Annotated in this window: 20 protein-coding genes; 5 read left to right on the top strand and 15 right to left on the bottom strand. The window is 74.1% G+C overall.

Annotation, left to right across the window (positions count from 1 at the left end; translation table 11 throughout):
- Positions 1 to 2,141: 2,141 nt before the first annotated feature.
- From bcsA to MTDSW087_RS09675, 8 genes are all read right to left on the bottom strand, one after another.
- Positions 2,142 to 4,802: a UDP-forming cellulose synthase catalytic subunit gene (bcsA, locus tag MTDSW087_RS09640; protein WP_373321913.1), complete on the bottom strand. Its 2,661-nt coding sequence runs from the start codon at positions 4,800 to 4,802 to the stop codon at positions 2,142 to 2,144.
- Entirely contained in the window at positions 4,802 to 5,509 is a 708-nt protein-coding gene (gene bcsS, locus MTDSW087_RS09645) for a cellulose biosynthesis protein BcsS (protein ID WP_186383795.1), read from the bottom strand. The genes bcsA and bcsS overlap by 1 nt, the downstream gene beginning before the upstream one ends.
- Before the next feature lie 297 nt (positions 5,510 to 5,806).
- Complete coding sequence (locus MTDSW087_RS09650; protein ID WP_144763205.1) at positions 5,807 to 6,484, bottom strand: LuxR C-terminal-related transcriptional regulator; 678 nt, start codon at positions 6,482 to 6,484, stop codon at positions 5,807 to 5,809.
- A gap of 213 nt (positions 6,485 to 6,697) precedes the next feature.
- A complete protein-coding gene (locus MTDSW087_RS09655; RefSeq protein WP_144763207.1) occupies positions 6,698 to 7,609 on the bottom strand; it encodes an efflux RND transporter periplasmic adaptor subunit in 912 nt (303 codons plus the stop codon).
- A 13-nt stretch (positions 7,610 to 7,622) separates the two neighbouring features.
- The gene (locus tag MTDSW087_RS09660; RefSeq protein ID WP_144763209.1) at positions 7,623 to 7,832 is read right to left on the bottom strand and encodes a DUF1656 domain-containing protein; all 210 of its coding nucleotides are present in this window, start codon (positions 7,830 to 7,832) and stop codon (positions 7,623 to 7,625) included.
- Entirely contained in the window at positions 7,829 to 9,892 is a 2,064-nt protein-coding gene (locus MTDSW087_RS09665; protein ID WP_144763211.1) for an FUSC family protein, read from the bottom strand. Before MTDSW087_RS09665 ends, MTDSW087_RS09660 begins: the two co-directional genes overlap by 4 nt.
- Positions 9,889 to 10,377, bottom strand: coding sequence for a MarR family winged helix-turn-helix transcriptional regulator (locus MTDSW087_RS09670; RefSeq protein ID WP_144763213.1), 489 nt, complete (start codon positions 10,375 to 10,377; stop codon positions 9,889 to 9,891). The genes MTDSW087_RS09665 and MTDSW087_RS09670 overlap by 4 nt, the downstream gene beginning before the upstream one ends.
- Positions 10,378 to 10,595: 218 nt before the next feature.
- Entirely contained in the window at positions 10,596 to 12,593 is a 1,998-nt protein-coding gene (locus MTDSW087_RS09675; RefSeq protein WP_238178754.1) for a putative bifunctional diguanylate cyclase/phosphodiesterase, read from the bottom strand.
- Positions 12,594 to 12,819: 226 nt separating this feature from the next.
- Between MTDSW087_RS09675 and MTDSW087_RS09680 the strand changes: the two genes are divergently transcribed.
- The 4 genes from MTDSW087_RS09680 to MTDSW087_RS09695 all read left to right on the top strand — a co-directional run bounded on the left by MTDSW087_RS09680 (position 12,820) and on the right by MTDSW087_RS09695 (position 17,569).
- A complete protein-coding gene (locus MTDSW087_RS09680; RefSeq protein WP_144763215.1) occupies positions 12,820 to 13,161 on the top strand; it encodes a hypothetical protein in 342 nt (113 codons plus the stop codon).
- Positions 13,162 to 13,269: 108 nt separating this feature from the next.
- Positions 13,270 to 14,169: a LysR family transcriptional regulator gene (locus tag MTDSW087_RS09685; RefSeq protein WP_144763217.1), complete on the top strand. Its 900-nt coding sequence runs from the start codon at positions 13,270 to 13,272 to the stop codon at positions 14,167 to 14,169.
- Between the two features lie 225 nt (positions 14,170 to 14,394).
- Positions 14,395 to 15,810: an aspartate ammonia-lyase gene (gene aspA, locus MTDSW087_RS09690; protein WP_144763219.1), complete on the top strand. Its 1,416-nt coding sequence runs from the start codon at positions 14,395 to 14,397 to the stop codon at positions 15,808 to 15,810.
- A gap of 496 nt (positions 15,811 to 16,306) precedes the next feature.
- On the top strand, positions 16,307 to 17,569 hold the full coding sequence (locus MTDSW087_RS09695; RefSeq protein ID WP_210248279.1) for a dicarboxylate/amino acid:cation symporter: 1,263 nt from the start codon (positions 16,307 to 16,309) through the stop codon (positions 17,567 to 17,569).
- A gap of 175 nt (positions 17,570 to 17,744) precedes the next feature.
- Here the strand turns inward: MTDSW087_RS09695 and MTDSW087_RS09700 are convergent, their stop codons facing one another.
- From MTDSW087_RS09700 to MTDSW087_RS09715, 4 genes are all read right to left on the bottom strand, one after another.
- A complete protein-coding gene (locus MTDSW087_RS09700; protein WP_144763221.1) occupies positions 17,745 to 18,635 on the bottom strand; it encodes a sigma-70 family RNA polymerase sigma factor in 891 nt (296 codons plus the stop codon).
- A complete protein-coding gene (locus MTDSW087_RS09705; RefSeq protein WP_144763223.1) occupies positions 18,625 to 19,107 on the bottom strand; it encodes a carboxymuconolactone decarboxylase family protein in 483 nt (160 codons plus the stop codon). The genes MTDSW087_RS09700 and MTDSW087_RS09705 overlap by 11 nt, the downstream gene beginning before the upstream one ends.
- A gap of 149 nt (positions 19,108 to 19,256) precedes the next feature.
- Positions 19,257 to 19,688, bottom strand: a complete 432-nt coding sequence (locus MTDSW087_RS09710) for a cupin domain-containing protein (RefSeq protein ID WP_144763225.1) — start codon at positions 19,686 to 19,688, stop codon at positions 19,257 to 19,259.
- A 38-nt stretch (positions 19,689 to 19,726) separates the two neighbouring features.
- Positions 19,727 to 20,572: an SDR family oxidoreductase gene (locus MTDSW087_RS09715; RefSeq protein WP_144763227.1), complete on the bottom strand. Its 846-nt coding sequence runs from the start codon at positions 20,570 to 20,572 to the stop codon at positions 19,727 to 19,729.
- A gap of 206 nt (positions 20,573 to 20,778) precedes the next feature.
- Between MTDSW087_RS09715 and MTDSW087_RS09720 the strand changes: the two genes are divergently transcribed.
- Positions 20,779 to 22,536 (top strand): adenylate/guanylate cyclase domain-containing protein, encoded by a 1,758-nt coding sequence (locus tag MTDSW087_RS09720; protein ID WP_144763229.1) that lies wholly within the window; start codon positions 20,779 to 20,781, stop codon positions 22,534 to 22,536.
- 137 nt (positions 22,537 to 22,673) lie between these two features.
- Here MTDSW087_RS09720 and MTDSW087_RS09725 read toward each other — a convergent pair whose 3' ends face one another.
- The 3 genes from MTDSW087_RS09725 to MTDSW087_RS09730 form a co-directional block, all read right to left on the bottom strand.
- Positions 22,674 to 23,012, bottom strand: coding sequence for a GCG_CRPN prefix-to-repeats domain-containing protein (locus tag MTDSW087_RS09725; RefSeq protein ID WP_144763231.1), 339 nt, complete (start codon positions 23,010 to 23,012; stop codon positions 22,674 to 22,676).
- A 237-nt stretch (positions 23,013 to 23,249) separates the two neighbouring features.
- Positions 23,250 to 23,384 (bottom strand): hypothetical protein, encoded by a 135-nt coding sequence (locus MTDSW087_RS31210; protein WP_280525260.1) that lies wholly within the window; start codon positions 23,382 to 23,384, stop codon positions 23,250 to 23,252.
- Positions 23,385 to 23,721: 337 nt separating this feature from the next.
- Positions 23,722 to 25,683, bottom strand: a complete 1,962-nt coding sequence (locus tag MTDSW087_RS09730) for an OPT family oligopeptide transporter (RefSeq protein ID WP_144763233.1) — start codon at positions 25,681 to 25,683, stop codon at positions 23,722 to 23,724.
- Between the last annotated feature and the right edge of the window lie 132 nt (positions 25,684 to 25,815).

The following is a 25,815-nucleotide window of genomic DNA, read 5'->3' on the forward strand; positions in this document are numbered from 1 at the left end:
TACACTATTAGTATCTTCATTTATCTACAGCCCCGCTATTCAGTACTTTCTATATTTTATATTTGTGTTGCAGAAGTCACTATTCGTTTTTTATTTTGATTTTTTCTTTTCCAAGCAGAAGCCGGCATACGAGATGCTCGGGAGTCTCGTGGGCTCGGAGATGTGAAAAGAGACAGGCAGGGGGCCGACCACGACGGCCGGGCCCTCCACGGCGCGCGCCGCCGCGAAGGCGAAGGGCAGGGGCCGGCCGGCCGCCACCCCGAGCCGCGCGGCGAGCGTCGCCGCGGCGGCCATGGAATCCGCGTCCGGGGCGGGGACGACGAGGGTCGGGCGCCGGGCCGACCCGGCATAGGGCAGGGCGCCGGCGAGCGGCTGGGCGAGGGCGGGCTGGCGCAGGATGGGGGCGAGCGGCGGGATCGTCAGGCGCGTTCCCGCGCGCAGGGTGAGGCGCACGGGCCCGGGCTCCTCGGCGCAGGATTCGGGCGCCGGCCCCGGCAGCTCGGCCTTGATCACGATGCGGTTGAGGCCGGGGCGGAAGCGGCCGAGGGGCAGCGGCACCGACCGCCGGCCCGAGCCCCCCGCCCGCCCGAGGGCGGCGCTCGCGGCGTTGCGGCCGTTCACCTCCACCACCACCTGCGCGCCCGCGCCGACATCGCCACCCTGGAGGAGGTCGAGGTCGAGCACGACGCGGTCGTAATCGGCCGGCATGACATCGGCCGGGAAGGCGAGGTCGACGGCGACGCGGTGGCTGCGCCCCCGCACCGGCATGTCGGGCAGGCCGAGATCGGCGAGCGTCAGGCTCTCGCCGCCGGAGACGCGGCGGCCCTCCGCATCGGCCAGCGCGCGCAGGCCCTCGGGGGTGCCGCGCGGCGGGGCGGCGGCGGCGCGGGCGAGCTCCGCCACCGCCTGGGCGACCTCGGCCTCGTTCGTGCCCGTGGCGACGACGAGGGCGCGCCGCTCCGGACCGCCCGGCACCAGGGCGAGGCGCGGCCCCGTGACTGGCCCGGAGACCGGCCCGAGGGCGGCCGGATCGACGAGGCCGGCGAGCTCCGCCACCGGGGCCGCCGCGAGGGCGAGCCCCTCGCCCGCCGCGACGCCGTCCCCCGCGCCCGTGCCGAACGCGACAACGGGCTGGCCGGCCCGGGCGGCGAGCGCCAGGGCCTGCACCGCCTCGAGCGCCCGCTCGACCCCGCGCTCGGTCATGCGCGCGCCGGTCTGGACGATGCGGATCGGCAGGGCGCCGCCGGAGGCGAGGGCGGCGGCGGGCAGCTCGGACAGGGCGGCGGGGGCGGGCGCCGAGAAGGGGGCGGGCAGGAAGCCGGTGCTCTCCGGGTCGATCTGCGTCCACAGCTCGTAGCTGGCGGCCACGGTGCAATCGACCCGGTGGCGCTGGCGCAGCTCCACCCCGAGGGCGTTGAAGCCCGGGGCGAGGCGGTTCGGCGGCACCTCCACCATCACCTGCTGCAGGCCGTGGCCGCCGGCCACCGGCGCGGCGCCGAGGGCGGCGCCGTTCAGGGTCACGGTGAGGGCGGAGGCGTCGGGCAGGACCGAGACGGCCGCCATGTAGCCGATCCGGATGCGCCCGCCGGAGCGGGCCTGCGCCTCGGTGACGTAGAGCGGCCAGGCGAGCCGGCCGGCCTCCCCCCACAGGCGCAAGGGCGCGGCGATGGCGGGCAGGCGGCGCAGGGGGAGCACCGGCTCCCTCCGGGGCTCGGGCGGGCGGGGCGCCGCTGGAGCAGGAGCCGTTCCGGGCAGGACCATGGTGGGCGAGGCGCCCTGGCCGGAGAAGGTCTGGGCGCCGGCCGGCCCAGCGAGGAGGCCGGCTAGGACGCAGGGGAGGGCGAGGGCCGCGAGGAGGGTGGGGATTCTGGCACGCATGGCAGGCTCACACGGGATCCGGATCGGCCATGCGGCCGGACGCGACGCAGGTCTCTCCCCACAGATCTCGGGCTTGCCCGAGATCTGCTCTTGCTCGTCCAGATCGGGCAGGCCCGATCTGGATGGGGAGGGGTTGGGGGTGGGGGTGGTTCAGACGGCACCGCTGCGCTCGAGCCTGCGGCCACCCCCACCTCCGGCTCCTCCCCGCAAGGGGGAGGAGAGGCCCGGGGCAAACCGCGGCGATCATCCGGGCAGCTCCCCAGTCAGGCGGCGTCGCGGAGCGGATCGCGCGGGCTGCGGGCCGGCGCACCATCCGCGACCGGCGCCCGCACGGGCGCCGCTTCCGCCTCGGCGAGGGCACGCACGCTGCGCGCCCACAGGGCGGGGTCGAGCGGGCCCGCCTCCGGCGCGGCGCGGCTCCCGGTGCGGCTCTCGGCGAGCGCGGCGAGCTGCGCGACGGCCTCGGCCCAGGCGGCGGCGTCGAACCGGACCGGCTCGGGCTCGGCCGGAGCGGGCGCCGCGGCGAGGGCCGGCGCCAGGGCGAGGGGCCGGAGCGCGGGAATAGCCGGCTCCGCCTGCACGCGGATCGCGACCGGCTCCGCGGCGGGCAGGGGCTCCGGCACGGGAGCCGATGCCGCCAGGGCGAGGGCGGGCGCCGCCGCGACGGAGGCCTGCGCCTGGATCGGGGCTTCGACCGGGATGGCCTCCGGCGCGGCAGCCGGGGCGGGGCTCCTCAGCGCACGGAGGGCGTAGGCGGCGGCGCGGACGGGCTCGGCGAGGCCCCAGGCCAGGACGCCGAGGCTGCCGGAGAGGAGGCCGCGATGGCGTCGGCGCCCGGCGAGGAAGGCGCGCAGGGGCCCGGCATCGCCGTACATGAGCCGCGCGACGGTGCGGAAGGCCTCGGGGCCGGTCTCGGCATAGGCGGCGCGGCGGGTGCCGTCCGCCAGGACCGGGCCGAGGGTCAGGCGCAGGGGCGGGAAGGCGGGGCCGGCGGGATCGGGGCCGAGGAGGGCCGCCTCCCCCTCGATCGCTCCCTCGAATGCCACCTTGGGCCAGGCGCCGCCATCGGCGCGGCGCAGGACGCATTCGGCGATCGAGGCGCGCTCGACCCGGACGGGCAGGCTCGCGCCGCCGAGCCCGAGGCGGGCGGGAAGGGCGGTCGGCAGGCTCGGCGCGCGCTCCAGGGTGCGCCGCTCGGCCACGACGCCGAGGGCCGCCCCGGCGATCACGAGGTTGAAGGCGCACCACAGGCCGACCACGAGCATCAGGCCGGTCACGCCCGGCTCGCAGAGATAGCGCCAGGCGGCGGTGGCGCAGCCCGCGGCCAGCAGGCCGAAGACGAGGAAGAACGGCCAGGCCAGGGCGGAGAGGTGGTCGCTCTCCAGGCTGACGCCCTTGTCGGTGACGTTGAAGCCGGGCTTGCGCGGCGAGACCACCACCGAGACGATGGAGCGGGCGAGGAAGATGCCGAGCACGTATTCGTACAGCTCGGAGACCCAGGGCCAGCGCAGGTGGCCGTAGAGGTAGCTCTGCATCAGCATGTTCACCCCGACATAGGTCGCGGTATAGGCTAACGTCTCGTCGATGGAGGAGACGAAGATCTTCACGTCGAAGAAGATGTGCAGCAGCGGCGCGAGCATGAACACCAGACGCGACAGGGGGAAGAACCAGAACAGCATGCTCGACAGGTAGGCGAGGCGCTGGATGGGCTTGAGCCCGCGCTTGAACAGCGGGTTCTTCAGGAGGAGGATCTGCAGCATCCCCTGGCACCAGCGCGCGCGCTGGCCGACGAAGGCCGAGAAGGTCTCGGGCTGCAGCCCCGAGATCAGCGGCCGGTCGACGAAGGCGCTGGCCCAGCCGCGCGCATGCAGCTCCAGCGCCGTCTCGCAATCCTCGGTGATGGTGATGCCGGCGAACCCGCCGACCGTGTCGAGGGCGGAGCGGCGCAGCAGGGCCGCCGAGCCGCAGAAGAAGGAGCCGTTCCACTTGTCGAGGCCGGCCTGCGTCGCCGCGTAGAACATCTCGTTCTCGGAGGGCATGCGCTCGAAGGTGCGCAGGTTGCGCTCCAGCGGATCCGGGTTGTGGAAGATGTGCGGCGTCTGCACGAGGAAGAGCTTCGGGTCCTGCCCGAACAGCCCGACCGTCTCCTTCAGGAAGGAGCGGAAGGGCGCGTGGTCCGCGTCGAGGACGAGGACGAGGTCGCCGCTCCCCGCCCGGAGGCCGGCATTGAGGTTGCCCGCCTTGGCGTGCGCGTTGCGGGCGCGCGTGAGATAGCGGGCGCCGAGGCCCGCGCAGAGCGCCTGCAGCTCGGCCCGGCGCGCCCGGGCCGCCGCGGCCTTCTCCGGATCGGGATCGGCGCATTTCTGGTCGGTGCCGCCATCGTCGAGGAGCCAGACCGTGAAGCGGTCGGCCGGGTAGTCGAGGTTGCAGGCGGCGGCCAGGGTGACGCCGAGGATGTCCGCCCCCTCGTTGTAGCTCGGGACCAGGATGTCGACGCTCGGCGCCTCCGCCGGGTCCGGCACCGGGACGGGGCCGCGCTCCAGCGGCTCGGCATTGACGACCAGGCTCACCGCCAGGATCAGCACGCAGTAGAGCTCGGCCGCCAGGAGCACGAGGCCGAGGCCGAAGCTCAGGGGATCGTCGATCGCGGGCAGCGTCGCGGTGAGGCGCCAGTAGACGTAGCGGATCGCCACGAAGGAGCCGAGCGCCAGGAAGGCGGCGCGGGGCAGGCCGCGGCGCGGGCAGGCGAGCCAGAGCGCCAGCATGCCGGCCACGGCCCCGCCGCAGAGGGCCGCTTGCGCCTCCGGCCCGACCGGCTGGGTCAGGAAGGCGAGGGCGGCGGCGGCGGCGAGGCCCCAGGCGAGCCAGAGGAGCGCCATGGCCGGACGCGACGGGGAGGCGGGTGAGGAGGCGGGGGCGGCCATCAGAAGCCCGTCCGCAGGTCGAGGGTGGCATAGAAGCCGCCCTTGCGGGCCTGGTCCTGCAGGTACCCGCCCGACAGGCCGAGTTGCAGGGCGCCGAGCTGCATCCCCGAGAGATGCGCGCCGACGCGCCATTGCCGGTAGACATCGTCGCCGAGCAGCGCGAATTCGGGCCCGACATAGCCGCCCGCGAAGGCCGCCACGCCCGCCCGGACCCGCCCGTAATAGGCGTTGAACGGGCTCGCATAGGAGGCCGTGGCGTGGATCATCGTGAAGGCGGTGGGTCGGGCATAGAGGTCGAGGGCCGCCTTGATGCCGACGCCGCCGGCCTCGGTGACGCGGCCCGCGGAGGCGAGCTCGTTGCGCCGCGCATCCAGGCCGAGATAGGCCGCGAGCACCGCCTCCGGGGAGGCCCAGGCATAGCCCGCCATCACCGCGCCCTCGGCCTGCGTGCCGAGTGTGGCGCCGCCGCCCTGCACCCGGTAGGAGCCGATCAGCGCGTCGACGCGCAGGCGCGGCCCGCTCGTCAGCAGGTCCCCGCCCGGCGCCGCGGTGGCGGTGGCGCCCGCGAACTGCGCGCCCTGCGAGCTCACCGTGGTCGAGGCGTCGACGGCCACGATCCAGGCATCGCGCCCGGCCGGCTCGGCGCCGGTGTACCAGTCCGCCGCCCGCGCCGCGCCGGCCATCGCCAGCAGGGCGGACGACCACATCAGGATTCGTTGCATGTCGCTACGCCACGAGACCTCGCGTCCCGGGGCGACAATCCGGCGGCCATCCTTAAGAGGATCTTGCCGGATGACATGCAATCCAAGCTTTACATGGCCTAGACCATGCGGGATAGGCGGTGATTATCAGTATTGCTCCGCCGAAAACGAAATCCTGGCGCTTTCTGTCTAGTATACCCGCTCCGGCATAGGCCGAATCCGCCGCGCCCGGCCACGCGGCCGGAGCGGGCGCCGGACCGGCCTAGGCCGAGCGGACGAGGCCGAGGCGGCGTCCTCCGGCCCTCAACCCTTCCCGAGCAGCCGGTGCCCGACGCTCGCGGCGGCGGCGCGGTTGGCGACGCCGAGCGCGCGGAGGAGGGCGGCCACGTGGATCTTCACCGTGCCCTCGCCGAGGTCGAGGGCGCGGGCGATCTCCTTGTTGGTCCGGCCCTCGACGATGTGGGCGAGCACGTCGCGCTGGCGGGGCGTCAGCGCCATCTCGGGCGCGCCCGCCGACCAGGCCGGGAAGGGCCCCTCGGCCAGCGAAGCGGGCACGAAGATGCCGCCGGCCAGGACGGTGTGCAGCGCCTGGACCATCTCGGCGGCGCCGCTGGCCTTCGGGATGTAGCCGTGGCTGCCGGCGGCCAGCGCCAGCAGGATGTCGTTGCGGTCGCGCGAGGCCGAGACGATGGCGGTGCGCAGGGTGGGGAAGCACTCGCGCACGGCGGTGAGCGAGAAGGCGCCGGCCATGCCCGGCATGCGCAGGTCGAACAGGGCGAGGTCCGCCTCGGGCCGCACCGCGAGGTCGGCGAGCGCCGCGTCGAGGGAGCCGGTCTCGATCACCTCGGCGAAGCCGAGATGGCGCTTCAGGAGCACGGCGATCGCCATGCGGAAGAACTCGTCGTCGTCCGCGACGACGGCGACGAGGCCGGTTCCGGCCGGGGCGGGCTCCGGATCGGCGCTCGGGTCGGGGCTGGGCATCGGGGCTCCCGGTCTGCGTCCGGACGCGTTGAGCGGCCTCGCGCCGGGCCGGATTCCCGATCGGCGGCTATGCCTGTGCGCCGAGGCCCGCGCTCTTAACCGAGATCAGGGCGGAAGGCCACGGCCGCGCCCACGGCTCCGCTCTCACGACCCGGCTCCTGTTTTGACGCGCTCTCTTGCACCGAACCGGTGTCCACTTCGGTGGAGAGCGCTCTAGCGCCCCGCGCGGGCTCGCCAGAAGCCGACCGGATCGAAGGCCGTGTCGCCGATCGCCACGGTCGCGGTGCGGCCGGCCACCAGCCGCGCCTCGTCGGCGCCCGGCTCGAGCCGGATCCGCACCGGGATGCGCTGGGCGAGGCGCACCCAGGCGAAGGTCGGGTTGACGCTGGCCAGCAGGTTGGCGCCCTGGCTGCGCTCGCGGTCCTCGATGCCGCCGGCGATGCTCTCGACATGGCCGGCGAGCACCGTGCCGTCGCCCATCAGGCGGATGGTGGCGCGGTCGCCGACGCGGATGCGCGGCAGCTTGGTCTCCTCGAAATAGCCCTCGACGCGCAGGGTGTCGGCGTCGATCAGCGCCATTACCCCGCGGCCGGTGGTGACGTAGGCGCCGGGGCGCAGCTCCATGTTGGTGATGCGGCCGTTGACCGAGGCGCGCACCGCCGAGCGGGCGAGGTTGAGCTGGGCGAGGTCGCGGTCCGCCACGGCCTGGTCGTAGGCCGCCTTGGCCTCGAGGTCCGCGGCGCGGGCCGCCTCGACCTTCTGCTGCGAGACCGCGGCGTCGCTGAGCTTGGCGTAGCGGGCGTAATCGGCCGCGGCCTGCTCGGCGCTTGCCTTCTTGCCCTCGACGATGGCCTCGGCTTGGCGAAGCGCCAGGGTGAAGCGGTCGGGATCGATGCGGAAGAGCACGTCGCCACGCTTCACGCTCTGGTTGTCGCGGACCAGCACCTCGGTGACGAGGCCCGAGACGTCGGGGGCGACGCCGACCACGTCGGCGCGCACGCGCCCGTCCCGGGTCCAGGGCGCCTCCATGTAGTAGTCCCACAGGCTGAGCCCGACGAGGATGGCGAGGGCGACCGCCGCGAGGGTCACGGCGAGGCGGAAGGCGAGGGCGAGGAACCGGGTCATGGCGCGATGCGGGTCAGGTGAGGAGCGGGGTCGCGAGCGCGACCACCGCGCCGAGCAGGACGACGTAGAGGGCGAGGTCGAAGAGCGGCCGGTGCCAGATCAGGCGGTAGGCGCCGAGCCCGGCGAGCACCCGGCGGACCACCAGGGTCAGCGCCAGGGCGACGAGCATCCAGGCGGCGAGCGCCGGCACGAAGACGCCGTAGAGGTCGAGTTCGCCGGTCATGCGGCCAGTCCCGGCTCGGTCGCCGCCGGCAGCGGCGGCTGGTAGGGGGGCGCTGCCGGGAACAGGCCGCGGCGGATGCCGACGAGGCCCATCAGGGCGGCGCGGTGGGCGGGGTCGCCGGGCTCGGCCAGCGCGGCATCCAAAGCGGCGTCGACCGCGCCGAGGAGGTCGTCCCCGGCCCGCGCGGCGGGCGCGCGGAAATGCCGGGCGAGGGCTTCGAGCAGGCGCTCCACCGCCGCCTTCGCCGCCGGCGCGAGCCGGCGCCGGTCGCGGCGCAGCTCGACGAGGTTGATCCCGACCCGCACCTCGGCCAGCAGGTCGGCGGTCCAGGCGGCGTCCTCGGGGGGCAGGGCGGCCAGCCGCGGCGCGATCAGGCCGACGCGGTCGAGCATGATCGCGGCGAGCTCCAGCCCGTTCTGCCGGCCCTCGCGCGCGGCGGCGCGGGCGAGGCTGCGCCGGTTGATGCCGCGCAGGCGCCGGGCGCTCCAGCCCGACCCGACCGAGCGCACGAGCCGGGTGACGAGGGCCGCCGCCCACATGCCGAGGATCACGGCGAGGGCGGAATTGGTGAAGGCGGCGAAGTCGCCCGTATAGCTCCCCTGGAGGGCCAGCATGGTGAAGCCGTTGACCGCCGCCCCCATGGCGATGGGCGCCGTACGTCCTTGCGTCATCAGCACGCCGGCCAGGATCAGGGCGGGGCTGAGCGCCAGCGCCAGCATCTCGAAGGAGGTGGCGAGCGGCAGCACGGCGAAGAGGTAGAAGCCCGCCACCAGCGCGCCGACGATGGCGGAATTGGCAAATCCCAGGATGTGGGGCGCGGGGTCGTCCTGCGCGGCGAAGAAGCAGCAGCCGACCGCGGCCATCATCGGCGCGCCCGCCCCGTCCGGCCAGCCGGTGGCGATCCAGATCGTGCCGGTCAGGCCGATCGCCAGGACCACGCCGATGGCCGAGAGCAGCGCCATGCCGTGGTCGCGGTGGCGGATGGTGCGCGCCGCCGCGGTGTAGCGGAACGCGAGCGCCCCGCTCACAGGCCTGCCGTCGGCGATGTGCCGCTGCAGCAGGCGGGTGTCCTGGCGCAGGTCGATGAAGTCCCGCAGCCGCGCGCGGAGGCTCGCGCGGACGAGGTCGTTCCAGTCCGGCCGGCGGGGCAGGGGCTCGTCGGCCGCCCGCGCCCGCAGCCGGGCGGCCGCCTCCGGATCGGTGGTGCCCGAGGCGATCCAGGCGGCCATGTCGGCGAGGAGGGCGCGCAAGGGGGCGGTGAGGGCGCGGGCCTGCTCCAGGGCCGCGATCCGGTCGGCGACGGCCGAGACGATCGGCATGAACATCAGCATGTGCTGGCGGAGCGTCGCCATCGCCTCGGGGGAGCGCGGCGGCCCGCCCGCATCGTAGCGCAGCGGCGTGGCGAGCGCGTCGAAGGCGATCGCGTCGGCGGCGAGGCGCAGGCGCTTCGCCTGGCTGTCCCTGGCTTGGCCATCCTGGCCCGCCCCGGTCCGGCCGAGCACGTCGGCCACCCAGCCCCGCGCCTGGGCCAGCCAGAGGGTGAGGCGGGCCTCGATCTGCGGCACCGCCGATTGCGGCAGCACCACCGCCGAGACGAGGGCCGCGCTGAGGATGCCGAGCGAGATCTCCTCGGCGCGGGCCACCGCCGTGTCGAAGATCGCGCCGGGCTCGGTCACGGAGGGGAAGCCGATCAGGGCGGCGGTGTAGCCCGCCAGCATCATCAGGTAGCTGCGCGGCGTCCGGTCGAGGAGCGAGAGGTAGAGGCAGAGGCCGACCCAGAGGGCGATGGCGAGCGTCAGCAGCTCCGGTGCGTTCACGAGGTTCGGCACGAGGGCGACCGCCATCACCGCCCCGAGCAGGGTGCCGAGCACCCGGTAGAGCGCCTTCGAGCGCGTGGCGCCCGCGAGCACCTGGCTCGTGATGTAGACGGTGCCGACCGCCCAGTAGGGCCGGGGCAGGTCGATCCAGAGGGCGAGGAACAGGGCCAGCATCGCGGCCGCGTAGGTCTTGAGCGCGAAGGCCCAGTCGCGCCAGCCGGGCAGGGGGAGGGCACCGCTCATGGCCTGGATTCCGGCCTGGATTCCGGCTCGGGCTCCCGCTCGGGCGTCTCGCGGCCGGGCCGCATCACCGCCCGGAGAACGCGGCAGGCGGCCTCCAGATCGGCGGGCGCGACGCCTGCGAACACCTCCGCGCGCAGCGCGATCAGCTCGGCCTCGATCCCGGCCACCGCGGCCTCGCCCGCTGTCGTGAGGGAGAGGACCTTGGCGCGGCGGTCGGAAGGGTCCTCGGCGCGCCGCACCAGACCGGCGGCGGCGAGCTGGTCGAGGAGGCGGACGAGGGAGGGCCCCTCGATGCCGACGGCTTCCGCGAGCGCGGTCTGGCGCGGCGCGCCGTCGAGGCGGCCGATCATCACCAGGGGCAGGGCGGTGGCATCGGAGAGCCCATGGCCCTGCGCCACCGCGTCGGCGGCGCGCCGCCACTGACGCCCGGCCAGCAGGAGGGCGTGGGTGAAGGTCTGCCGGAGCCTGTCGAGATCGTCGGTCATAAGCCGCCCGGGGCGAGCCCTGGCTCGCATCACATCCTCATAGATAGGATGCTATCTATTTTGGCGCAAGCATTCCGGGATCGCAAAGGGATCATCCCTTTGCCGGGTCCAGGGCAGAGCCCTGGTCATCGAAGCAAGGCCGGGGCGCCGCCCCGGCATCCCGCCGAAGGGACATCGTCCCTTCGGGATCCCGGATCAGGCCGCCGCGGCGCGGCCGCTCAGGACGATCTCGATCGCGGCCAAGGCCGGGGCGGGGCGGGGCGGGCGAGGTGGTAGCCCTGCATCAGCGGGCAGCCGAGGCCGCGCAGGGTCTCGAGGTCGTCGGCGGTTTCGATGCCCTCGGCGACCACCTCGATGTCGAGGGAGCGGCCGAGGCCGAGCACCGCATGGACCATCCCGCGCTTGTCGTCGGAGGTGGTGAGCCCGGTCACGAGGCTGCGGTCGATCTTGACCCGGTCGGCCCGGAGCTGGCGCAGCGAGGCGAGCGACGAGTAGCCCGTGCCGAAATCGTCGAGGGCGATGCGCACCCCCGCCTTCGACAGGGCGGCGAGCTTGCCCTGGACCGCCTCGATGTCGAGGGCGGTCTCCTCGGTGATCTCGATCTCCAGCATGGACGGCGGCAGGCCGAGGACGCGCAGGCGGTCGAGCACGATCTCGTCCACGGAGACCTGGGCCATCTCGCGGGGCGAGACGTTCATGGCCACGCGCACGTCCGGCGCGCCGCGCTCGCGCAGGGCGCACAGGGTGGTGCAGACCTGCTCCAGGATGAAGCGCAGGAGCGATTCGGTGAGGCCCGCCATCGCGGCGGTGGCGACGATCTCGTTCGGCGGGATCCAGCCGTGGACCGGGTGGCGCCAGCGCACCAGAGCCTCGAGCCCCACGGGCACGCGCCCGCCGCGGCCGAAGATCGGCTGGAACCAGACCTCGAGGGCGCTCTCGACCAGAGCATGCGAGAGGTCGCGCTCGCAGGCGCGGCGCATCTCGCGGCGGCCGCTCAGGCGGTCGTCGAACAGGCGCAGGCGGTTGCGGCCGGCGGCCTTGGCCGCGTAGAGCGCCTCGTCGGCGCAGCCGAGCATCTGCGTCAGGCTGGACGGGGGCCCGAGATAGAGGCCCGCGCTCATGCCGAGCCGCCCGGGATCGAGGCTGCCGATCGGCGCGGCGATGGCGGCGATCAGGCGCTCGGCGAGGGCGGCCGGCTCCGGCCCGGCGGCCGGATCGTAGCAGAGCGCGAACTCGTCGCCGCCGAGGCGCGCGGCGAGGCAGGCGGGGGGCAGCGCCGCGCCGAGGCGCCGGCCGACCTCGACGAGCACCCGGTCGCCCGTGCCGTGGCCGTAGACGTCGTTGACCGACTTGAAGCCGTCGAGGTCGAGCAGCATCAGGCAGAGATCGGCACCGGGCCCCTGCCGGGACGCGGCGGCGCGCTCCTCGACGGCCTGGGCGAAGCCGGCCCGGTTGAGCAGGCCGGTGAGGCCGTCATGGGTGGCGCGCTGGCGCATCTCCTCGGCGAGCGTGCTGGCGCTGGCATGGGCCGCCGCCCGCGAGCGGGCCAGCGCCGTCGCCTCGTTCTTGAGGCGGCTCGATTCGCGGAAGAGCGTCTCGGTCGCGGCGGAGCTGCGCAGGAGCGCGACGAGGTAGAGGAACACGGTCGCCGCGAGGCAGATCCGGTCGAAGCCGCCCGCGTAGAGCAGGCAGGCGGCCACCGAGAGGAGCGGGGGCGTGATGAAGCAGGACGGGATGCGGGCATAGGCGATGGCGTGGGTCACCGCCCCCGCCGTGATCCCGCAGGTCACGGTGAGGTAGAACAGCGTCTGGGGCGCGGTGTAGCCCGCGCAGAGGAACGGCAGGCAGGCCCAGACGAGCCCCGAGAGCAGCGCGGCCAGCGAACTCAGGGCGAGGTGGCGGTCGATGGACTCCGCCAGTGCCTCCACCGCCTCCGGCGGCGTGGCCGCATCGAGCGCGAGGCCGGGGCAGGGGGCGCGGCAGAGCCCGATCCGCAGGAGGTTGGCGGCGGTCGAGAACGCGAACCAGACCGCCCCCGCCTCCCCCTGCCCCGCCTGGAGCGCGACCAGGGTGCCGGTCAGCCCGAGCAGCATGTTGACGGGGATGGCGCGCAGCACGCTCTGCCGGACCGCGTCGAGCTGGTCGCGGCGGATCAGCCGCCCGAGCGCGGGATCGGCGTTCTGGGTTGAGCGCAACGCGCTGTGCAGGCCGATCATCGCGCCTTCCGCCTTCCGTCGCAGCCTGAGGTAGCAGCAATGGGTAACGATTCGTTTCCGCGCGACCGGACGGATGCGCCGCGTAATCCCGGCGCCGGGCCACGCCGTGCGCGGGAGGTGTGCAAGCACACGATGATCAAAGCGTGAGCATGTGAGCCGCTGGATTGGGCAAATACGCTCAGCCGTCCATGATTCTGTGAGCCACAATGCACGGAACGAGATCATCATGGTGAAATTAGCAGCACTCGTCGTCCTGTCTGCTGCGCTCTTCCTTCCGAATCCCGCGGCGGCGCAGGCCAGTGCGCAGGGTGCCCGGCAAGGGAGCTGGCAAGGGACTTGGCAAGGCACTTGGAACGCCTACCCGGATCCCCGCACCTGGCGCGCGCCGCAGCAGAGCGTCGAGGGCCCGCGCCTCGGCAGCCCGCGCGACCCGACCGGCATCCTGCGCGGGCAGGGGGTGAGCAGCCGCCATGGCGGCATGGGCAATATGGGCGGCGGCTCCGGGCGCAGCGCCAACACGGGCGTCGGCCTCGGCGGCATCGGCGCCAACCAGGGCGCGCGGTTCTGATCGGATCGGGGGCCGGGCGGGTGTCACCCGATCCCGGCCCGCCCGATGGCGCCGGCCCGGTGCCGGTGCGAGAGTCCGGACCGCGCGTGGGGTGCCGGCCGGACCATCATGGAACTCAAGTGGATCGAGGACTTCCTGAGCCTCGCCGAGACGCGCAGCTTCTCCCGCTCGGCCGAGGAGCGGCACGTCACGCAATCGGCCTTCAGCCGGCGCATCCGCTCCCTGGAGGTCTGGCTCGGCACGGTGCTCCTCGACCGCTCGACCTACCCGATCACGCTCACCGCCGACGGGCGCCAGTTCCTCGAGACCGCCGAGGAGGTCCTGCGCCTGCTCACCCTGAGCCGGGCCGAGTTCCGCACCCGCAGCGAGCGCTCCAGCCTGCCGGTGGTCACGATCACGGCGCTGCACTCGCTCTGCCTGTCCTTCCTGCCGGGCTGGCTCGGCGCGATCCGCGCGGCGGTGGGGCCGATGGGCAGCCGGGTGCTCCCTGAGAACTTCAACATCTGCATCCAGGCCCTGGTCGAGGGCGGCTACGACCTGCTGCTGACCTACCACCATCCCGGCATCCCGATCCCCCTCGACCCGACGCGCCATCCCTGCCGGATCGTGGGGCGGGACAGCCTCGCGGCGGTGGCCGCGCCGCACGGGCTGATGCCGGACGGGGAGGGGCGGCTGCCGCTGCTGCAATATTCCCGCGGCTCCTTCCTCGGGCGCCTCGCCACCATCGCGCAGGCGCGGGAGGGCGCGCCGCCGACCTACCCGGTCCACACCAACGAGAACTCCATGGCCGAGGCCCTGCGCTCCATGGCGCTCGCCGGCCACGGCGTCGCCTGGCTGCCGAAGAGCCTCGTCGCCGCGGAGATCGCGTCCGGGGCGCTTCGGCTGGTCAGCCCGGAGATGCCGATGGAGATCCGGCTCTACCGCAGCGGCGAGCGCGCGCGGCCCTTCCTCGACGCGATCTGGGAGGCCGCTGCGGCCCCTGCGGAAAACTATGCGGCTCCGGAATAATCCTGGTCCGACTTAGCATTGGCGCGGCGCGGCGCGCGGGATTATCCCACCGACCACGGTGAATGCAGTCGTCGCAGCCGGCCTCCAGCCCCCGCGACGCGGCCCTTGCCGCCATCCCCCGACAGACCCGGGCGACGCCCCCGCAAGGGCGGCCGCCGCGGCCTGCCTTTGCCCGTCCGCCTGCAGCAGCGCGCCGGATCGCCTCCGCGCGCGAGGAGAGAACCCGTGTCCAACGCCGCCACCCGCACCGAGCACGACCTCCTGGGCGACCGGGAGGTGCCGGAGGCGGCCTATTACGGCATCCACACCCTGCGCGCCGTCGAGAACTTCTCGATCACCGGCACCACGCTCGCCGCCTGCCCGGACCTGATCCGGGCGCTCGCCGCGATCAAGCAGGCGGCGGCGCTCGCCAACCACGAGCTCGGCCTCCTCGATCGCACCCGCTGCGACGCCATCGTCACGGCCTGCGAGGAGATCCGCACCGGCGCGCTCCACGACCAGTTCGTGGTCGACCTGATCCAGGGCGGGGCCGGCACCTCCACCAACATGAACGCCAACGAGGTCATCGCCAACCGGGCGCTGGAGCTCCTCGGGCACGGGCGCGGCGCCTACGGGCAGCTCCACCCGAACGAGCACGTCAACATGGGCCAGAGCACCAACGACGTGTACCCGACCGCCCTGAAGATCGCCGCCGCCGGGGCCATCCGCCGGCTGGTGGCCGCCATGGCCGCCCTGCGCGGGAGCTTCGAGGCGAAGTCGGCCGCGTTCGCCGACATCCTCAAGATGGGCCGCACCCAGCTCCAGGACGCGGTGCCGATGACGCTCGGCCAGGAATTCGGCACCTATGCCCGCATGCTCGCCGAGGACGAGGCCCGGCTCGGCGAGGCGGCGCTCCTGATCCGCGAGATCAACATGGGCGCCACCGCCATCGGCACCGGCATCACGGCGCATCCGGCCTACGCCGCCCTGGTCTGCGACCGGCTCTCCGAGATCACCGGCATCCCCCTGGTCACGGCCGAGGACCTCGTGGAGGCGACCCAGGATTGCGGCGCCTTCGTGCAGCTCTCCGGCGTGCTGAAGCGGGTCGCGGTCAAGCTCTCCAAGACCTGCAACGACCTGCGCCTGCTCTCCTCCGGCCCGCGCGCGGGCTTCGGCGAGATCAACCTGCCGGCCCGCCAGGCGGGCTCCTCGATCATGCCGGGCAAGGTCAACCCGGTGATCCCGGAGGTGGTCAACCAGGTCGCCTTCGAGGTGATCGGCAACGACGTGACGATCTCCTTCGCGGCCGAAGCCGGCCAGCTCCAGCTCAACGCCTTCGAGCCGGTGATCGCCTACAGCCTGTTCCGCAGCCTCGGCCATCTCGAGGCCGCCTGCCGGACGCTCGACGCGAACTGCGTGCGCGGCATCACCGCCAACCGCGAGCGCCTGCGGGCCAGCGTCGAGAACTCGATCGGCATCGTCACGGCGCTCAACCCCTATATCGGCTACCGCAACGCCACCGCGGTCGCCCTGGAGGCGCACGCCACCGGCCGCGGCGTCACCGAGCTGGTCCTGGAGAAGGGCCTGATGGGCAAGGCCCAGCTCGACGCGGTGCTCCGGCCCGAGCGCCTGACCCGCCCGCAGCCCACCGTCGCGGCCTGAGCCGGGCACCGCGCCTCCCCCTCTCCCCGCCGGGCGGGGAGAGGCCCGCGACGACCTTGTCGTCGGCGTGGGAAGCGGAGGCGCAGCCGCAGCGGCGGTGAGGGGGGGATTCCGGAAGAGGCTCTGCCTGAACCGCCCCCTCACCCTCGGCTGCCGCCTCGCTCAGCCGACGACAAGGTCGGCCGAGCCCTCTCCCCGCAAGCGGGGCGAGGGGATGCGCGCCCCCCGAGCGGATCGCCTGAGACCGGCACCGCACCGAAATCCCCAGGTCCGGGCCCCCGCGCCGCCACGCCAGCGGCCGGGGTCCCGCACGCCGATGCGCGGGCCTGCCCGCGCGTCCCAGCCACGCAACCAACGACAGGAGGAGACCCCAGTGACCCAGGTCCACGCGACCCAAGCCGACCCGACCCAAGCCGACCCGACCCAAGCCGACCCGACCCAAGCCGACGCGGCCCCGAGATCGGGCCGGCTCACCCTCTATACCGGCGCCGGGCTCGTGCTCGGCATCGCGGTCGGCGCGGCCCTGCACGCGCATGCGGCCGGGCCGGAGGAGGCCAAGGCGCTCGCCGCCCATTTCACGCTGGCCACCGACATCTTCCTGCGCCTGATCAAGATGATCATCGCGCCGCTGGTCTTCGCCACCATCGTGGCCGGCATCGCGAGCTTCGGCGACGCCCGCTCGGTGGGCCGCGTCGCGGCGCTCGCCATGGGCTGGTTCCTCACCGCCTCGGTGGTCTCGCTCACCCTCGGGCTGATCGCGGCCAACCTCTTCCAGCCGGGCGCGGGGCTCGCCCTGCCGCTGCCGGATGCGGGCGCGCAGACCGGGCTGAAGGCCGCCACGCTGAACCTGCGCGACTTCCTCACCCACGTCTTCCCGACGAGCATCGTCTCGGCGATGGCGGGCAACGAGGTGCTGCAGATCCTCGTCTTCTCGATCTTCTTCGGCTTCGGCCTCAGCGCCATCGACCGGGCTTACGCCGACCCGATGGTGCACCTCCTCGAAGGTCTGGCGCGGGTGATGTTCAAGGTCACCGACGCGGTGATGCGGCTCGCGCCCGTCGCGGTCTTCGCGGCGATCGCGGCGGTGGTCACCGTGCAGGGCCTCGGGGTGCTCGTCGATTACGGCAAGTTCATCGCGAGCTTCTACGCCGGGCTCGCCGTGCTCTGGGCCCTGCTGATCGGGGCCGGCTGGCTGGTGCTCGGCCGCGCCACCCCGCGCCTGCTGCGGCTGCTGCGCGCGCCCATGATCGTCGCCTTCTCGACGGCGAGCAGCGAGGCCGCCTTCCCGCGCACCGTCGAGGTGCTCGGCCGGTTCGGCGTGCGCCCCCGCGTCACCGGCTTCGTGCTGCCGCTCGGCTACTCGTTCAACCTCGACGGCTCGATGATGTACCAGGCGCTCGCCGCCCTGTTCATCGCCCAGGCCTTCGGCATCCATCTGGGCTTCGCCGAGCAGGTGATGATGCTCCTCGTCATGATGGTGACGAGCAAGGGCATCGCCGGGGTGCCGCGCGCCTCGCTGGTGGTGGTGGCCGCCACCGTGCCGATGTTCGGCCTGCCCGCGGCCGGCATCCTGCTGATCATGGGCATCGACCAGATCCTCGACATGGGCCGCACCGTCACCAACGTGCTCGGCAACGGGCTCGCCACCGCCGCGGTCGCCACGTGGCAGGGCGAGATCGACGCGGAGGCGACAGAGGAGACCGAGGCGGCTCCCTCGCCGGAGCTCGCCGGGGCGATGCCGGTGCGGGCCGCCGCCTGAGGCACCGCGCCTCCCCACAGATCTCGGGCTTGCCCGAGATCTGCTCTTGCCTGTCCAGATCGGGCAGGCCCGATCTGGATGGGGAGGAGCCGGAGGTGGGGGTGGTTCAGAATGGATCGCAGCGGTGCCTTCTGCGCCGCCCCCACCCCTCCCCGCAAGGGGAGGGGACACGCCCTCAGCCCGGCGGGTCCAGGCCGAGGGCGTCGGCCACGTGGCCGAGCTTGTCCGGGTTGCGGGTGATGTAGACCCCGGTGATGCGCCCATCCTCGACGGCGAGCGCCGTCACCTGCAGCACGCCGCCGCGCTCGCGGCTGACGAAGCCCGGCAGGCCGTCGACCCGCACCGGCCGGAGGAAGGTGGCGGGATCGTCCGCATGCTTGCGCGCGAGGCCGGCGAACAGGCGCAGCGCCCGCTCCAGCCCGAGGATCGGGTTGAGGAAGGCGATCACCCGGCCGCCGCCGTCGGAGCGGATCTCCACCTCCGCCGAGAGCAGGCCGCGCAGCGCCCCGACATCGCCGCTGCGCGAGGCGGCGAAGAAGGCGTGCGCGATCCGCTCGCCCTCCTCGCGCGGCACGGGGTAGCGCGGGCGGTCGGCCCGGACGTGGCGGCGGGCGCGCACGGCGAGCTGGCGGATCGCCGCCGCGTCCCGGTCGAGGGTGGCCGCGACCTCGGCGAGCGGCACGCCGAACACGTCGTGCAGGAGGAAGGCCGCCCGCTCCAGGGGCGAGAGCCGCTCCAGCGCCATCATCAACGTCAGGGTGAGGTCCTCGCCCTCCACCGGCTCCTCCCCGGCGAGATCGACCAGCGGCTCGGGCAGCCAGGCGCCGACATAGGTCTCGCGCCGCGCCCGGGCCGACTTCATCGCGTCGAGGCAGAGGCGGGTGACCACCCGCGACAGGAAGGCGGCCGGCACCCGCACGCCCTCCGGATCGACCGCCTGCCAGCGCAGCCAGGCGGATTGCACCACGTCCTCCGCCTCGGCGAGCGAGCCGAGCATGCGGTAGGCGAGGCGCAGGAGCCGCGGCCGCTCCGCCTCGAAGAGCGCGGTGCGCGGGTCAGGCCGCATCGCGGGACGGGCCGGGGCCGGAGGCGGGGTCGTCGGCATGGACGCCGCGCAGGCCCACCTGAAGCCGGTTCCACAGGTTGATCATGCCGATCTGCAGGGTGAGCTGGACCTGCTCGGCCTCCGTGAAATCCGCCGCGAGCGCGGCGTAGTCGGCCTCCGGCGCCCCCGTCCCGGCGAGCCGGGTCAGGGCCTCGGTCCAGGCGAGCGCCGCGCGCTCGCGGGCGCTGTAGAGGCCGGATTCGCGCCACGCATCGAGCAGGTAGATCCGCATCTCGCTCTCGCCCGCCTTCCGGGCCGCGCTCGCATGCAGGGCGATGCAATAGGCGCAGCCGTTGATCTGCGAGGCGCGCAGCTTCACCAGCTCCAGCAGGCCGTGCTCCAGGGCGCCGGCCCGCAGGCTCGCCTCCACCGCCGTCAGGGCCTTCACCGCCGCCGGGGCATGGGCATAGGGTTTCGTCACGCGCGGGTTCATTCTGAAACTCCTGGTTGTTCGTGTCGATGGGTCGATGTCGGCGCGGGCGCGAAGAGCGCCCCGCGCCGCGGGCCTCGGCGTGAGCCGAGGCGTCGAGCGGAGCGAAAGCCCGAGGCCGCGGAGGCGGCCCGCCGCCGATCGAGGCCGATTCAGCGGATCGGCGTGGTCAGCACGGTGTCGGCCGTGTCCACGACGAAGACCGCGAGCAGCCGCGCCGGCTCGGTCGCGCTGGCATTGGCGCTGACCGCGTGCCGGTCGCCCGGCATCTCCGTGAAGCTCTCGCCGGCACGGTAGGTGCGCTCGGGCCCGTCGTTCACCCGGCTGCGGATCGCGCCCTCCAGCACCGTGGCGGTGATGAAGGCGCTCGGCGCGTGGGTATGGGCCGGCGAGAAGCCGCCCGGCCCGTAGACCACCATCACGCCGCGCAGGCTCTTGCCCGGCAGGTTCGGCAGGGGCTGGTCGAAGAGCGGGCTCACCCGGGCCTCGCCGGGCGCGGCCGGCGCCGCGTCGTGGGCGGCGGCGCCGCCCGGCGGGCAGGCGAGGGCGGCGAAGAGGGTGGCGGCGAGCAACGTCGTGCGCATGGTCGGGCCTCGTCCTTCGGATCTCGGGGGCAGGGGGCTCAGGCGGTCCGGGCGGGGAGCCAGTCGGCGAGCCGGGTCGGGGCGAGGCGCGCATCGGGGCCCGGCAGGAGGGGATCTCCGGTCACGGGCGTGCCGAAATAGCCGGCCTCCGGGTCGGCCAGGACGGTGCGGCCGTCGCCCGCGAGGATGCGGGCGAGCAGGGCGTCGAGGCGGAACGCCTCCGGCCCGGCGATCTCGACGATGCCCTTGGAGCCGCTCCCGATCGCGCTGCCATCCGGAGCGGCTCCAAGTCCTTGTTTTGACGCGCTCTCTCTCGCCGAACCGGTATCCGCTTCGGCGGAGAGCGCTCTCGCAGGCGCGGCCACCGCGATCCCGGCGAGCAGCGCCGCCACGTCCGCGGCGGCGATCGGCTGGATCCCGGTCGGCGCGACGCGGACGGTGCCCGCCGCCGTCCCGGCATCGGCGATGCCGCCCAGGAACTCGAAGAACTGCGTCGCCCGCACGATCGTGTAGGGCAGGGGGCCCTCGGCGATCAGCCGCTCCTGCGCCAGCTTGGCCCGGAAATAGCCGCTGGCCTGGAGCCGGTCGGTGCCGACGACCGAGAGCGCCACGTGGTGGCGCAGGCCCGCCTCCGCCCCCGCGGCCAGCAGGTTGCGGGTCGAGCGGGTGAAGAAGTCGAGCACCGGCCCGTCCGCGAAGGAGGGGGCGTTGGCGACGTCCACCACCACCTCGGCGCCCGCGAGCGCCGCGGCGAGCCCCTGCCCCGTCACGGCATCGACGCCGGTGCGCGGCGAGGCCGGCAGCACGCTGTGGCCGGCCTCGGCGAGCCGGGCCGCGAGCCGCGAGCCGATCAGGCCGCTGCCACCGATGATCACGATCCGCATCTCGTCCTCCGAAAGCGCGTGGGGCCGGACCGGCCCCGTGTTCCGAAAGGCATGACGAGGGTGCAGGGCGCGGCGTGACATGAGGGGCAGCACATTTTTCGGCCGCGCGATTTTTTCGCGGACCGGCCGCTTTGCCGTTCGGGAGCCGGCATGCCACAGGTCGGAGACCTCTGCGTTCGGGCGCGCGAGGGGAGGGGCGAGGCGCGATGCGGCGGGACGGGATCCAGGCGGCGGAGGCGGGAGGCCCGGCGGACGGGCGCCTCGCCCTGCCCCGGTCGTCCGGGCTCACGCTGCGGCAGGTCCGGCTCGGCTCCGGCCTCGTGCTCTGCGCCTACGTGCTCACCCACCTCCTCGTCCACGCGCTGGGCAACGCCTCCCTCGGCGCGATGGAGGCGGGGCTCGCGGTGAAGGCGGCGCTCTGGCGCAATCCGCCGGCCCTCGTCCTCCTCTACGGGGCGCTGCTGACCCATCTCGCCCTCGGCCTGCATGCCCTCTACGAGCGGCGCTTCTTCCGGATCGTGCCGGCCGAGGTCGCGCAGCTCGCCCTCGGGCTCGCGATTCCCCCGCTCCTCGTCACGCATGTCGTCGGCACGCGCCTCGCCTGGGGCCTGGAGGGGCTCGATCGCGGCTACGCGCAGGTGCTCTACGCCGCCTGGGTCGCCGCGCCCTGGCACGGGGCCCTGCAGGTGGCGGGGCTCGCCGCGGCCTGGCTGCACGGCTGCCTCGGCCTGCATTACTGGCTGCGCCTGAAGCCCGGCTACGGGCGTGCCGCGCCCTGGCTGCTCGGTGTGGCGGTGCTGGTGCCGACCCTCGCCGTCCTCGGCACGGTGCAGGGCGCGCGCAGCGTCCGGGCGCTCGACGCCGACCCGGCCTGGCGCGCCTCGGCGCTGAAAGCCCGCCATATGGGGCGGCCCGATCAGGCCGTCCGCCTGCTCGCCTGGCGCGACGGGATGCTGTGGGGCTATGCCGGGGCGCTCGCCCTGGTCCTCGCCGCGCGCGGCCTGCGCACCCGGGCCGAGACCCGCGGCGGCTTCGTGCGCGTCACCTATCCGAGCGGGCGCACCGTGCGGGTGCCGCGCGGGGCGAGCGTGCTGGAGGCGAGCCGGCGCGGGCGGATCCCGCATGCCAGCGTCTGCGGCGGCCGCGGGCGCTGCTCGACCTGCCGGGTCCGGATCGCCGACGGCGAGCATGGCTGCAGCCTGCCCGCGCCCGGGCGGGCCGAGCGCGCGGTGCTGGAGCGGATCGGCGCGAGCCCCGGCATCCGTCTCGCCTGCCAGCTCCGGCCCGAGCGCGACCTCACCGTGGCGCCCCTGTTCACTCCGCACGCCCAGCACGGCCCGGCCGCGGAGCGGGCCGAGACGGGGGAGGAGCGTTTCGTCGCGGTGATGTTCGTGGACCTGCGCGGCTCGACCCAGCTCGCGGAGGAAAGGCTGCCCTACGACACGGTCTTCGTGATCAACCGCTTCCTCAGCGCGGTGGGGCAGGCGGTGCGGGATTCGGGGGGCAGCGTGAACCAGCAGCTCGGCGACGGGCTGATGGCCCTGTTCGGGCTCGGGCCCAAAGGTGCCGACCCCGCGCCTCCCGATCCCGGGACGGCCCCGAAGGCGGCGGCCCGCGACGCGCTCCGGGCGGTCGAGGCGATCGGCGCGGCGGTGGAGCGGCTCAACGGGGTGCTCGCCCACGATCTCGGCGAGCGCCTGCGCTACGGCATCGGCCTGCATGCCGGCACGGCCATCGTCGGCGCGATGGGCGACGCCCTCGACGCGCGCTTCACCGCGCTGGGCGACACCGTCAACGTCGCGGCGCGGCTGGAGGGCCTGACCGGCCCGATGGGGCAGGTGGCGATCGTCTCCGAGGCGGTCTACCGGGCCGCGCAGCTTCCCGCGGAGGACCTGCAGGAGCTGACGCTCTCGGGCCGGACGCGCACCCTGCGCGCCCGCCTCATCGCCGCACGGGACGCCTGATCCGGGGTCCCGAGGGGATCATCCCCTCGGCGGGGTATCGGGGCAGCGCCCCGATCTTCGATGACCCGGGCTCCGCCCTGGACCCGCGAAAGGGATGATCCCTCTCGACACCCGGATGCCCCGGGCGCCGTGCCGGATCACCAGCGGTGGTGCCAGCCGTGATGGCCCCAGCCGCCGTGCCAGCCGTGGTGGCGCCAGCCGACATGCCGGTAGCCGCCCCAGCCCCACGGACGGTGCCAGGCATGGTGGCGCCAGCCCCAGCGGTGATGCCAGCGCGGCCCGTACCAGCCGACGCGGCGGTAGCCCCAATAGGCCGGGCGATAGGCGATCGGGCGGTAGACGGCGTTCGGACGGCACCAGCCGTAGAAGCCGCGGTGGAAGCCCGGGCCGCAGCCGTCCCGCGCCTCGGCGCTGCCCATGGTCGCCGTGAGCGCGCCGAGGGCCAGGACGGCCGCGCCCGCCAATGTCAGTCGCATGGGGTTCCCTCCTCATTCGGATGAGGCCCCTGGAACGGCCGGACGCACGCGGCCGTTTCATCATGAACGGGATTTAATGTTTCCGGATGTTGCACAGGCCAAGCTTTCGCCTGCGCCTACAGGCGGATCTGCATCCGATCCGGACGCCTATATCAGTCTTCGGCCCTGAAACGAGAAGGCCCGGCACGCCGTGCCGGGCCTCGTCGATCCGTGCCGCTTTCGGTGCCGGACGCGGTATCAGAACGGCTCGAGGCCGAATTCCAGCATGCGGCGGCCGTGGTCGCACCACGCCTGCATCATGCGGGCGAAGAGGCCGGGCTCGCCCGTGGGGGCGGCGGAGAGGCGGGGAAGGGCGAGGCCGAGGACGCTCATGGCGGGCTCCGGATGGTGCGTTGCAGGATCGGTTGCCCCGAAGATGCGCCCGATGCTGCATCGCAACAATCCGCGCGGGAGCGCATGATCCATGCGTCTGTCGCATGCCGTTGACGAAATAGTCACGAATTTGCGCGTCGCCATGCACGATCCTGCGTGATGGCGGCCCGGAGCTCTTGCTTTGACGCGCTCCTGCGCCGAACCGGTGCCTACTTCGGCTGAAGAGCGCTCTCCGCCGAAGTGGATGCCGGTCCGGTGCAAGAGAGCGCGTCAAAACAAGGGTTTAGAGCCGTGCCCCGTCGCAGCGCGATCGGGCGCGGCTCTAAGAGCGCTCTGATCAGCCCGGCGGGCGCGAGGCGAGGCGGTAGAACAGGAGGAGGCCGGCCGCGAACACCGCGAGGCCGAGGGCGAGGGCGGGCGCCCTCGCGAATCCGTCCAGCGCCAGCGAGCCGGAGCGGCCGGCCAGGGTGTCGGCGCCGGCGAACACCACGCCGATGCCGCTCTCGCCGACGAGGAGGCCCGAGGCGAGCAGCACGCCCCGCCGCCGCGCGGCCTCGACCGCCTCCGGCGCGGCCCCGGCCCGGGCGAGGCGCCGGTCGGCCGCCCAGCCGAGGAGGCCGCCCGCCGCGATCGTCACCTCGACGCTGAGCGGCAGGTACATGCCGATGCCGACGGTGAGCGCCGGGAAGCTCACCCCCCGGCGGCGCAGGGCGGCCTCGACCGCGACGAGGACGGAGCCGAGGCCGAGCCCGGCCAGCACCATGCCCCAGGGCAGGGTGCCGCGCACGATGCCGTCGGCGATCTGCGTGACCAGCGCGGCCTGCGGCACGGCCATGGCGTCCTCGGGCACCATGCCGGGCCGGGGCAGGGCGCCGACGAAGCCGTAGGCCTCGTAGAGCAGCGCCATCAGCGGCGCGATCACGGCGGAGCCGACCGCGACGCCGAGGATCAGCACGGCCTGCTGGCGCCAGGGCGTGGCGTCGACGAGCTGGCCGGTCTTCAGGTCCTGCAGGTTGTCGTTGGCGATGGAGGCGGTGGTCACGATCACCGCGGCGACGAGGAGCGCGGCGGCGACCACGAAGCGCGTCCCCTCCGGCCCCGCCGCCGGCCCGAGGACCAGGGGCAGGAGCAGGGCGGCGGCCATGGCGGTGATGATGCCGATCCCCGAGATCGGGCTGGTGGAGGAGCCGAGCAGCCCCGCGAGGTAGCCGCAGGCCGCCGCCATCAGGAAGCCGAACAGCATCACGAAGGACACGGCGACCGCGACGAGCAGCACGCCGCCGCCCGCGAAGTCGTGCACGAGCCAGGCGAGCGGCAGGGTCAGCGCCAGGGCGCCGCCGGCGACGAGGGGCAGCGGCAGGTCGCGCTCCTGCCGGGGCAGGTCGCGGCCGGAGGCGCGGGCCGCCCTGAGCCCGGCGCGGAGCCCCGCGAGGATCGGCCGCGCCAGCGTGCCGACCGTCCAGGCCGCCCCCGCCGCCATGATGCCGGCCCCGATCAGGCGCACCTGCCCCGCCCAGACCGCCTGGGCGGCCTCGGCCGGGGCGAGGTCCGCATGCGCGCCGAGCGCCGTGAGCGCCGGCACGGCGATGCCCCAGGCGAGCACCACGCCGGTGAGGATGGCGAGGCAGGCCCCGATCCCGACGAGGTAGCCGATGCCGACCAGCGCCAGCGAGAAGCCGGTGCCGAGGCCGAACACCGCCGGGCCGAGGCTCACGGCGGTGCGCACGCCCTCGGCCAGCACCCGCAGGCCGGCGGTGAGGAAGCCGACGAGCCCGCCGCCGGCGAGGCCCGCGAGCAGCACGGCGAGCCCGCGCCCCGCATCGCGCCCGGCGCCCTCCCCGGCCCGCAGGACCTCGGCCGCGGCCACGCCCTCGGGATAGGGCAGGCCCGCCCCTATCACCAGGGCGCGGCGCAGCGGGATCGAGAAGGCGACGCCGAGCAGCCCGCCGACCAGGGTGATCCCCGCGGTCTGCCAGAACGGGAAGCCGTGCCAGTGCCCGACGAGGACGAGGCCCGGCAGGACCAGGATGACGTTGCAGAGTGTGCCCGCGGCGGAGGCCTGCGTCTGCACGATGTTGTTCTCGAGGATGCCGGAGCCGCCGACGAGCCGCAGGGCGCCCATGGCGAGCATGGCGGCGGGGATCGAGGAGGAGAAGGTCATCCCCGTCTTCAGGCCGAGATAGACGTTGGCCGCCATGAACAGGACGGTGATCAGGGCGCCGAGCACGAGGCCGCGCGGGGTGATCTCGGCGCCGTGGCGGTGGGTCCGGGCGGTCGCGGGCGGGGTCGGCTGGTCCATCGGGCTCCGGGACGGGACGGCGCGCGGGGCAGGGGAGCACCGCCGCGCCCGGGGTGCAAGGGTCTGGGCTTAACGGGCCCGTCTCGACGATCGCTCCCGGAGCCTGTAGGCCCGGCCGCTCGGCATCACCCC

It is taken from the genome of Methylobacterium dankookense (assembly GCF_902141855.1).
Classification (GTDB): domain Bacteria; phylum Pseudomonadota; class Alphaproteobacteria; order Rhizobiales; family Beijerinckiaceae; genus Methylobacterium; species Methylobacterium dankookense.